9 protein-coding genes are annotated in these 10,001 nt (G+C 75.9%); 5 read left to right on the top strand and 4 right to left on the bottom strand.

Features of this window, described 5'->3' with window-relative positions; all coding sequences use genetic code 11:
• Window positions 1–147 precede the first annotated feature (147 nt).
• The 3 genes from ACFF45_RS34590 to ACFF45_RS34580 all read right to left on the bottom strand — a co-directional run bounded on the left by ACFF45_RS34590 (window position 148) and on the right by ACFF45_RS34580 (window position 2,454).
• Window positions 148–1,392 carry an FAD-binding protein gene (locus tag ACFF45_RS34590; RefSeq protein ID WP_381350968.1) on the bottom strand — a complete coding sequence of 415 codons (1,245 nt, stop codon included), beginning with the start codon at window positions 1,390–1,392 and terminating at the stop codon, window positions 148–150.
• 77 nt (window positions 1,393–1,469) lie between these two features.
• A complete protein-coding gene (locus tag ACFF45_RS34585) occupies window positions 1,470–1,814 on the bottom strand; it encodes a hypothetical protein (protein ID WP_381350966.1) in 345 nt (114 codons plus the stop codon).
• Between the two features lie 85 nt (window positions 1,815–1,899).
• Complete coding sequence (locus tag ACFF45_RS34580; protein WP_381350965.1) at window positions 1,900–2,454, bottom strand: TetR/AcrR family transcriptional regulator; 555 nt, start codon at window positions 2,452–2,454, stop codon at window positions 1,900–1,902.
• A gap of 163 nt (window positions 2,455–2,617) precedes the next feature.
• Between ACFF45_RS34580 and ACFF45_RS34575 the strand changes: the two genes are divergently transcribed.
• From ACFF45_RS34575 to ACFF45_RS34560, 4 genes are all read left to right on the top strand, one after another.
• Window positions 2,618–3,976, top strand: coding sequence for a radical SAM protein (locus ACFF45_RS34575; RefSeq protein ID WP_381350963.1), 1,359 nt, complete (start codon window positions 2,618–2,620; stop codon window positions 3,974–3,976).
• A 281-nt stretch (window positions 3,977–4,257) separates the two neighbouring features.
• Window positions 4,258–5,349, top strand: coding sequence for a ribosome small subunit-dependent GTPase A (gene rsgA / locus ACFF45_RS34570; protein WP_381350962.1), 1,092 nt, complete (start codon window positions 4,258–4,260; stop codon window positions 5,347–5,349).
• A gap of 317 nt (window positions 5,350–5,666) precedes the next feature.
• A complete protein-coding gene (locus ACFF45_RS34565; RefSeq protein ID WP_381350969.1) occupies window positions 5,667–7,061 on the top strand; it encodes a DNA-3-methyladenine glycosylase 2 family protein in 1,395 nt (464 codons plus the stop codon).
• The gene (locus ACFF45_RS34560; protein ID WP_381350961.1) at window positions 7,058–7,576 is read left to right on the top strand and encodes a methylated-DNA--[protein]-cysteine S-methyltransferase; all 519 of its coding nucleotides are present in this window, start codon (window positions 7,058–7,060) and stop codon (window positions 7,574–7,576) included. The genes ACFF45_RS34565 and ACFF45_RS34560 overlap by 4 nt, the downstream gene beginning before the upstream one ends.
• 18 nt (window positions 7,577–7,594) lie before the next feature.
• On the opposite strand, the gene ACFF45_RS34555 is transcribed toward ACFF45_RS34560, so the two are convergent.
• On the bottom strand, window positions 7,595–8,077 hold the full coding sequence (locus ACFF45_RS34555) for a DUF456 domain-containing protein (RefSeq protein WP_381350960.1): 483 nt from the start codon (window positions 8,075–8,077) through the stop codon (window positions 7,595–7,597).
• Window positions 8,078–8,393: 316 nt separating this feature from the next.
• On the opposite strand from ACFF45_RS34555, the gene ACFF45_RS34550 reads away from it, so the two are divergent.
• Window positions 8,394–9,827 carry a protein phosphatase 2C domain-containing protein gene (locus tag ACFF45_RS34550; protein WP_381350959.1) on the top strand — a complete coding sequence of 478 codons (1,434 nt, stop codon included), beginning with the start codon at window positions 8,394–8,396 and terminating at the stop codon, window positions 9,825–9,827.
• Window positions 9,828–10,001 lie beyond the last annotated feature (174 nt).

The raw sequence follows: 10,001 nt of genomic DNA, 5'->3' as shown, positions 1-10,001 counted from the left end.
GGCCCGCCGCCGACCGCCGGCCCGCCGCCGTCCGCCGGCCCGCCGCCGGCGGCCGGGACCAGGGCGGCGCGGTACGGGCCGGCGGTGGGCCAGGTGCTGTCGCTCGATGCCGACACGCCCGGCGGGCCCTTCCGGGGCGGCGTCGGGTCAGCCGTCCAGCAGGTCCCGCACGAAGGCGTTGGCGAACTTGCCCGCCGGATCCAGCTCCCGCGCCAGCCGCCGGAAGTCCGCCACTCGCGGCAACCGCTGCCGCAGCACCGACCCCGGTATCGCGAACACCTTCCCCCAGTGCGGCCGCGCGTCGAACTCCGCCAGGGCCTCCTCCACCCGGCGCACCACCGGCGGCACCGCCGCCGTGTCCGCGATCCAGGTGAAGTGCACGGCCACGCTGTCCCGCCCGTACGCGGGGCTCAGCCACTGCGCGTCGGCGGCCACCGTGCGTACCTCGCAGGTCTGCAGGACCGGCGCCACGGCCTCGCCGATCGCGTGCAGGGCGTGCAGCGCGCCGACGGCGTGCGCCCGCGGCATCAGGTACTCCGACTGGAGCTCCGCACCGCTGCTCGGGGTGAACTCCGCGCGGAAGTGCGGCAGTCGCTCGTGCCACGGCCCGGGGACGCCGAACTGCTCGGTGCAGTTGACCGCGGGCATCCCCGGCACCGGGTGCAGCGCCCGGGTCGCGGGCGCGGCCCAGGGGAAGGCCGGCGACGGCCGGTCGGTGCGGCGCTTGACCCACACCTGCCGGAACCCGGGCGCCCGCCAGTCGGTGAACAGGCTGACGCTGTACGCGACCCCCATGACGGCCTCGAAGTCCAGCTCGGCCAGCGGCAGTTCGGTGAAGAGGTGCTGCTCGACCTCGAAGGCCGGCTCCAGGTCGAGGGTGAGGGCGGTGACGACGCCGAGCGCGCCCAGCGAGGTGACCGCGCCGCCGAACCGCTCCTCGCCCCGGGCGATCGTGACGGTCGTCCCGTCGCCGGTGACCAGTTCGACCTCGCGCACCGCGGCGGCGAGGGGCGCGTTGCCGACGCCCGAGCCGTGCGTGCCGGTCGCCACCGAGCCGGCGACGGAGATGTGCGGCAGGGACGCCATGTTGGCCAGGGCCAGGCCGTGGGCGTTCACGCGGCGGGCGAGTTCGGCGTAGCGGACGCCGCCCGAGACCCGTACGGTACGGGCCGCCGTGTCGACGTCGATCCCGGGCGGCAGGGCGTCCAGGGAGAGCAGCAGGCCCTCCGGGCCCGGATCGGCCAGCCCGTTGAACGAGTGCCCGCTGCCCAGCACCCGCACCCCCGCGGCGCCCGCGACGAGCGAGCGCAGCGTGCCGAGCGTGGGCGGGCGGTGCAGTTCCTTGGCGGTGTACGTGATGTTGCCCGCCCAGTTGGTCACGGTTCCGGTCATGTGCGCGCCCCTTCCCGGCTCATCGTGCCGATCGCTGATGCGTCACGTCGGCGTCGGGGACAGCACATCAGCCCCGGTCAACCCCTCATCCGGCGGAACACCCGCAGGCCGTCCCGGCGCGGCGGCCGGGAGCGCCGGTGCCAGGGGTCGGCGCGCCAGAGCCGGGCGTGGATCAGCCCGACCAGCAGCACGCCCGCGGCCGCCGCGCCGTGGCCGGGCAGGGGATGGGCGTCGGTGTCGGCGTAGTGCCAGCAGACACCGGCGACGAGCAGCATCAGCCAGCCCGTGAGGACGTTCGTCACGGCCGACGGGCGGAAGGGGCTGGGCGCGGTGCGGTCGCCGGTGCTGCCGGCGACGTAGTAGGGCAGGCCGTTCCCGGCCCAGAAGCCGGCGGCGAAGGCCAGCAGGACGGTACCGAGCATCTTCCCGACTCCTCGGGCTCGTGGGGCTCGCAGGGCGCAGGACTCGCAGGGGGCAGGGCTCGTGGGGGCAGGGCTCGTGGGGCGCTCACGGGGTCGGCGCGCCGGGCGGCCGGGCGGCGGCCGGGCCGTCGATCACCAGGTCGACGAGCCGTCGCAGCCGTCGGCGCAGCACGTCCGGCCCGCCCTCCGACTGGCCGATGCCGACCGTGGCGGCCAGCAGGACGGACGCCGTCTCCCGCGGTTCCGGTGTCGCGGTGCCGCCCAGCAGCTGGGCCAGGACATCGCCGAGCCGGTCGTCGGCGGGGCTCAGGCCCATGGCGCCGGCCTGGGCGATCAGCTCCTGCCGGAACCGCGTGCCGGCGATGCCGGCGGCGGTGTCGAGTTTGACCAGCAGGACGCCGTACACGCGGTCGGCGAGGGTGCCCTCGGCGTCGCGGGCCCGCTGCGCGGCCGTCACGAGCTGGTCCGTGACGCGTGCGGCGACGGCGGTGAACAGGTCGTGCTTGTTGCGGAAGTACTGGTAGAGCGCGGGGCGGGAGACCGCGGCGGCCTGGGCGACCAGGTCCATCGAGGTCTGGCGGAAGCCGTGGCGTGCGAAGACGTCGACGGCCGCCGCCACGATGTCGTCCCGTCTGCTCATGCTGACGATCCTGACGAAAAACGTCAGGATCGTCAAGAAGGTGCGGATCGGGGAGGCATGGGCCGGGCGTCCGGACGGACCCGGCTGCACGGGTCCGGAGCCGGGGGGCATACCGTGAGGAGTCGAACACCGCAGCACGCCGCCGCAGGGAGGAGACACGAGGATGGGCAGCCGCACCGCGCTCGTCGAGGATCTGATGGAGCGCTTCCCGCACGTGCCGCGGGAGGCCGTCTTCAAGGAGGACCTGCTCCGGGGCGGTGTCGCCTTCGACCCGTCCGCGCTGAGCGACAACGAGGGCGGCGAGGTCAAGCCGAAGTCCTACTTCATCTTCTCCTTCGACCACGGCACCCTGCCCGAGCTGGGCGAGGCGGCGCTGCGCCGGCCGCCGGAGGAGATCATCCTCACCGGCGGCCCGTACGACCTGCGCCGCACCGTCGTCTCGGTGCGGGTGAACCCGGCGTCGCCGTACCGCGTCGCCGCGGACGAGGAGGGCCTGCTCGGGCTCTACCTGGACGGCCGGCGGATCGCGGACGTGGGCGTGCCGCCGATGCCGGAGTACTACCGGCACACCCTGTCCAACGGGAAGTCGGTGATGGAGGTGGCCCCGACCATCCAGTGGGGCTACCTGATCTACCTGACCGTCTTCCGGGTCTGCCAGTACTTCGGCGCCAAGGAGGAGTGCCAGTACTGCGACATCAACCACAACTGGCGCCAGCACAAGGCGGCCGGGCGGCCGTACACCGGGGTGAAGGACGTCGAGGAGGTCCTGGAGGCCCTGGAGATCATCGACCGGTACGACACCGCCAAGGCGTCCACCGCCTACACGCTCACCGGCGGCGCCATCACCAAGACCGTCTCCGGCCGTGACGAGGCCGACTTCTACGGCCACTACGCCAAGGCCATCGAGGAGCGCTTCCCGGGCCGGTGGATCGGCAAGGTCGTCGCCCAGGCGCTGCCCAAGGACGACGTGCAGCGGTTCAAGGACTACGGCGTGCAGATCTACCACCCCAACTTCGAGGTGTGGGACGAGTACCTGTTCAAGATGTACTGCCCCGGCAAGGAGCGGTACGTCGGCCGCGACGAGTGGCACCGGCGCATCCTCGACTCCGCCGACGTCTTCGGCGCGCGCAACGTCATCCCGAACTTCGTCGCCGGCGTGGAGATGGCCGAGCCCTTCGGCTTCAAGACGGTCGACGAGGCGATCGAGTCCACCACCGAGGGCCTGCGCTTCTTCATGTCGCACGGCATCACGCCCCGGTTCACCACCTGGTGCCCCGAGCCCACCACCCCGCTCGGCAAGGCCAACCCGCAGGGCGCCCCGCTGGAGTACCACATCCGGCTGCTCCAGGCCTACCGCGCCACCATGGACGACTTCGGCCTCAGCTCCCCGCCCGGCTACGGCCCGCCCGGCCCCGGCCGCGCGGTCTTCTCCGTCAGCTCCTTCATGGACAGCCTCCCCGCCCAGGACGAGCCGCGGGAGACGCCGGAGCAGCGCGGGACGCCGGAGACGGCGCAGGCGTAGCAGGACCGGGGCGGACCGCGGGGCGGGCCCGGAAAAGGCGTTGACGGGCCACCGCCGGGCCCGGCTAGAGTGACGGCGCAACAGGCGGTGGCCACCGGCCGCCGCCGGATGGCCGCGTGAGTGATGAGGAGGTGTCGACCGATGACTGTCGCCGTGCCGGGCGCTGCCCGCATCCAGGAACTCGTCACGTCCACCTCCGTGGCCACCGGCTGACACACTCCGACGCCGCGCGCCGTCCGTACGCGCGCCTGCCGGGGCCACCCTTGGGAAGGGTCCCCCTGTTGTCCTCCACCTCTGTTTTCACCGCCCTCGCTCCCTACGGCTGGGACGAGGCCTGGGCCGCCGAGTTCGCCCCCCACGACTCCGCGGGCCTGCTGCCCGGACGGGTGGTGCGGGTCGACCGCGGTCAGTGCGACGTGGTCACCGCCGACGGAGTGCTGCGCGCCGACACCGCCTTCGTCACACCGCACGATCCGCTGCGGGTCGTGTGCACCGGCGACTGGGTCGCCGTCGAACCCGCGGGCAGCCCCCGCTACGTACGGACGTGTCTGCCGCGCCGTACCGCCTTCGTGCGCTCCACCTCCTCCAAGCGGTCAGAGGGGCAGATCCTCGCCGCCAACGTCGACCACGCGATCGTCGCCGTCTCGCTCGCCGTCGAACTCGACCTCGGCCGCATCGAACGCTTCCTCGCCCTCGCCTGGGAGTCCGGGGCGCAGCCGGTGGTCGTCCTGACCAAGGCCGACCTCGTACCGGACGCGGTGACCCGCGGGCACCTCGTGCAGGACGTGGAGACCTCGGCGCCGGGAGTGCCGGTGCTGGCGGTCAGCGCGGTCGGCGGGGACGGGCTGGACGTCCTCACCGCCGTCGTCTCCGGCGGGACGTCCGTACTGCTCGGGCAGTCCGGCGCGGGCAAGTCGACGCTCGCCAACGCGCTGCTCGGACAGGACGTGATGGAGGTGCGGGCCACGCGGGACGTCGACGGCAAGGGCCGGCACACGACCACCACGCGCAACCTGCTGCCGCTGCCCGGCGGCGGGGTGCTGATCGACACGCCGGGGCTGCGCGGAGTCGGGCTCTGGGACGCCGGCACCGGGGTCGGCCAGGTCTTCGCCGAGATCGAGGAGCTGGCGGCCCGGTGCCGGTTCCACGACTGCGCGCACGGGTCCGAACCGGGCTGTGCCGTGCTGGCCGCGATCGACACCGGGGAGCTGCCGGTGCGGCGACTGGAGAGCTACCGGAAGCTGGTCCGCGAGAACCAGTGGATCGTGGCCAAGACCGACGCCCGGGTGCGGGCGGAGATCCGCCGCGACTGGAAGCGCAAGGGCGCCGAGGGACGGGCCGCGATGGAGGCCAAGCGCAAGGGCTGGCGGTAGACGTCCCCGGTCCGGGGGCGAGCACCGAGCCGCCGCATCCGCCCCCGGACCGGGCCGCGGTGGCCGGGCTTGCGTTGGGGCTGGGGCCCGGTCGTCCGGTTCGCTCTTGGGCCGGGCCGCGGTGGCTGGGCTTGCGTTCGGGCTGGGGCCCGGTCGTCCGGTTCGCTCTTGGGCCGGGCCGCGGTCGCCGGACCCGTTTCCGGGGCCGGGACACGCTCGCCGGGCCCGTCCCCGGGGCCGGGAGACGGCCGTCCGGCAGCTGGGTGTCCGAATTCCGCTGGCCGGCGTGGCCCCCGGCGCGGAGACTGGACGGCGTGATGGACGAGGACACCAGGTACGAGGCGGTGCGGAGCAGGGACGCCCGGTTCGACGGCGCGTTCTTCTTCGCCGTCGAGACCACCGGCATCTACTGCCGGCCCAGCTGCCCCGCCGTCACCCCCAAGCGGCACAACGTGCGGTTCTTCACGACGGCCGCCGCCGCGCAGGGTGCCGGGTTCCGGGCCTGCCGGCGGTGCCGGCCGGACGCGGTGCCGGGGTCGGCCGACTGGAACGTGCGGGCCGACGTCGTGGGCCGCGCCATGCGGCTGATCGGCGACGGGATCGTGGACCGGGAAGGGGTCGCCGGGCTCGCCGCGCGGCTCGGCTACAGCGCGCGGCAGGTGCAGCGGCAGCTCACCGCCGAACTGGGCGCCGGCCCGGTCGCCCTGGCCCGCGCACAGCGGGCGCACACCGCGCGCCTGCTGATCCAGACCACGGACCTGCCCATCACCCACATCGCGTTCGCGGCCGGGTTCGCCAGTGTGCGGCAGTTCAACGACACCATCCGCGAGGTGTACGCCGCCACCCCCAGCGCCCTGCGGGCCGCGGCGCCCAAGGGGCGCGCCGCCCGGCGGGCGGACACCCCGAGCGCCGGGATCCCGCTGCGGCTCGCCCACCGGGGGCCGTACCACGCGGGTGCCGTCTTCGACCTGCTGGCGCGCGAGGCCGTGCCCGGGATCGAGGAGGTGAGCGGGGCGCCCGGCCGGCGCACCTACCGGCGTACCCTCCGGCTGCCCTACGGCACCGGTATCGCCGCCGTGGACGAGCGGACCGGACGCCCCGGCTCCGCCCCCCACGCGGGCGGCTGGCTCGACGCCCGGCTGCACCTCACCGACCAGCGCGACCTCACCACCGCCGTGCAGCGGCTGCGGCGGCTGTTCGACCTGGACGCCGATCCGTACGCCGTCGACGAGCGGCTCGGCGCCGATCCGCGGCTCGCCGCGCTGGTCGCCGCCCGGCCGGGCCTGCGCTCGCCCGGCACCGCGGACCCGGAGGAGCTGGCGGTACGCGCGCTGGTGGGGCGGTCGGCCGCGGAGCACCTGGTCCGCCGCTACGGCAAGGCCCTCGACGCGCCCTGCGGCACCCTCACCCACCTCTTCCCGGAACCGGCCGTGCTCGCCGAGGCCGAACCCGAGGGCACCCTGGGCGCGCTCACCGCGGCCCTCGCCGACGGCGCCGTCCGGCTGGATCCGGGCGCCGACCGGGACGACGCGCAGGCCGCGCTGGCCGCCCTGCCCGGCCTGGACGCCGTCACCGCGGCCGTCGTGCGCACCCGCGCCCTCGGCGACCCGGACGTCGCGCCACCCGGCGCGGACGTCCCCGACAGCTGGCGCCCCTGGCGCTCGTACGCCGTACACCACCTGCGCGCAGCAGGGGAGTTGGAGTTCCCGTGAACACCCCCGTCACCACCGCCCCGACCCACTGGACCACCGTCGGCAGCCCGCTCGGCGAGCTGCTCCTCACCGCCGACCCGGCCGGCACCCTCACCTCCCTGTCCGTGCCCGGGCAGAAGGGCGGGCGGACCGTCCAGGACGGCTGGCGGCACGACCCCGCGCTGTTCCGGGAGGCGGCGGAGCAGCTCGCCGCCTACTTCGCCGGGGAGCTGAAGGAGTTCCGGCTGCCGTCGCGGGCCGAGGGGACGCCGTTCCGGCAGCGGGTGTGGGAGGCGCTCGACTCACTGCCGTACGGCGCGACCACCACGTACGGCGAGATCGCCGCGCGGATCGGCGCGCCGCGCGCCGCCGTACGGGCCGTCGGCGGCGCGATCGGCGCCAACCCGCTGCTCGTGCTGCGCCCCTGCCACCGGGTGATCGGCGCCAACGGCGCGCTGACCGGCTACGCGGGCGGCCTGGACCGCAAGGTGCGGCTGCTCACGCTGGAGGGCGTGCTGCCACCGGCGGCCGGCTGAGCGGCGCGCGGGGCCGGGTCAGCCCCAGATCACCGCGCCCAGCCACGCGCCCGTGATCAGCAGGCAGGTGAACAGCTCCGCGAGCACACCGGAGCCGCCCGAGCGCATCACCGTGCGCAGGGCGGCCCGGGCCTCGCCGTGCCGGCCGAGCCGGAGGCGTTCGCAGAGGTAGACGCCGGCCAGGAAGCCGGGGATCGCGCCGAGCACCGGCACCACGACGAAGCCGGCGAGCGCGCCGAGCCCGGCGTACACCGCCATCCGGGGACTGGCGCCGCTCTCCTCCAGCCGGCGGGGCGGCAGGGCCCAGCGCACCACCTGCGACACCAGCAGCGCCACGGTGGCGCCGACCAGCACGAACCAGGCGACCGGGCGTGGATCCTGCAGCGCCCACCACATCACCCCGGCCCACACCAGCCACGATCCCGGAACACCGGGCACCAGCACTCCGCACAGGCCGGCCAGCATGACCAGACCGGCCAGCAGGAGCTGCCACACTCCCATCTGCCCAGCGTGCCGGAGCGCGTGCGAGTTCGCAGGTCGCCGGGGACCGGGCCGCGACCGCGCAGGCCCGTCCCGCGGGCGGTCGGCGCCGCCGGCCACCCGCGCTCGTACGCCGGCCCCCCGGCCGCGGGCGGGCCGTCACCCCCGCCGGCTCCATCAGCCGCTTCGGTTCTCCCGCGGGGTGGAGCCGCCCGGCGGCCCCCCGTCCCACAGCGGTACGGCGGCTCACCGACAGGCCGTCACGGACCCGGCCGGGCAGACCGCGTTTTCCCGACGCCCCGTTTCCCTCGGGCCCGCGCGGTGGACAATGGGCGGCATGAGCCAGCAGGGGGGAAGGCCCACCGGTCACTCCGACGACTGGTGGGGGCAGTTGTACGACGACATCACCGAGGACACGGGCCCCACCCGCACGCCCGACTCACTGGACGACCGTTTCGCCTCGGCGTCGGACGCGGTGACCGGGCCATCGGGGGCCCGGGGCGCCCCGCTCCGCGCCGACCGTTGTGTGCCCGCGCCGCGCGACGCCGGAGCGGCACCCGCGGCCCCGGCCCCGGCCGCTCCGTGGGCCCCACCCGACCCCCCGCCGGCCACAGCCGCTCCCGAAGGAGCCCCGCAGCCGCCGCCCGCCCCGCAGCCGCCGGCGGTCCCTCCGGCTCCGGCGGTCCCAGCCGCCCCGTCACCTCCGCACGGTCCCACCACCTCGGTCACCGGCACGCCCGCCCCCGCTTTCGCGGAGCCGGCCCCGCCACCGGCGCGGCCGGCCGCCCCGTCCCGCCTGAGCCCCGCCGCCCCCGTCTCCCTCCACCACGTGGGCTCCGGGCCGCCCACCTACGACCCCGAACCCACCGCCCTCCCGCCCGCCGACCCGGACGACCTGGCCGCCCTGGTCGCCGACACGGTGCTGGACGGCGCCCACTGCGGGGCCTGCACCCTGCGCGCGGCCTCGGTGCGCGGGGACTCCGCGCGCTACCGGGGCGAACCCCGCCGCGACGCGCTGCTCACCGCCCGGTTCGGCACCGGGGACGAGGCGCTCGTGCTGGTCGCGATGGCCACCGGCGCACGCGCCACCGCGGGGGCGCACCGGGCCGCCGCCGAGGCCTGCCGGTGGATCGGGCGGGCGGTCGGGCGCAGCCACGCGCGGCTCGCCGAGGACATCCGGGCCGGGCGGCGCGGCGAGCTGAAGTCCGGCCTGCACCGGCTGACCGGCCGCAGCCTCGGCAGACTCCGCGCCGGCGCGGCCGAACAGGGCCTGCGGCCTGAGGAGTACGCCGCCACCCTGCGCTGCCTGCTCCTGCCCGCAGACCCCGGATGCCGTACCCGCGTCTTCTTCGGTGTCGGCGCCGGTGGCCTGTTCCGGCTGCGCGACGGCGCCTGGCAGGACATCGAGCCGCAGCCCGGCGAGGCCGCCGGGGAGCCTGTGCCCGGCTTCGGCTCACCGCCCTCCGGCATCGACCGGATCACCATGGACCTCGGCATACCGACCCCGCCCAGCCCTTACGAACCGGCCGCCGAACCCCCGCGCGAGCCCTTCCGCTTCCGTGCCTCCGTGGCCCGGCCCGGCGACACCCTCCTGATGTGCACCGCCGGTCTGGCCGAGCCGCTGCGCGGCGAACCGGAACTCACCGCGCATCTGCGCGAGCGGTGGTCCGCGCCGCCCCCGCCGGGCCTCGCCGCCTTCCTCGCCGACACCCAGGCGCGGGTCAAGGGCTACGCCGACGACCGCACCGCGGCGGCCGTCTGGGAGGCCTGACGGCCCCCGCCCCGGCGGACCGGCTCCCCGATGCCGGTGCCCGGGGGACGGCCGGCCGCTGGGGCCCGCGGACCGGGCCGGTGCGGTCCCGGGGGCGTACGGATTCGGCCAGTCTCAGGGTCCGTGCCACGGCGGTGGGACGCCGGCCGGCGGGCCGCCGGCGCGGCCCGGCGG

This window comes from Streptomyces cinereospinus (genome assembly GCF_042430725.1).
In the GTDB taxonomy this organism is placed as follows: Bacteria; Actinomycetota; Actinomycetes; order Streptomycetales; family Streptomycetaceae; genus Streptomyces; species Streptomyces cinereospinus.
The sequence above is the reverse complement of the archived record's forward strand: the minus strand, read 5'-3'. Positions and strand labels throughout refer to the sequence as shown.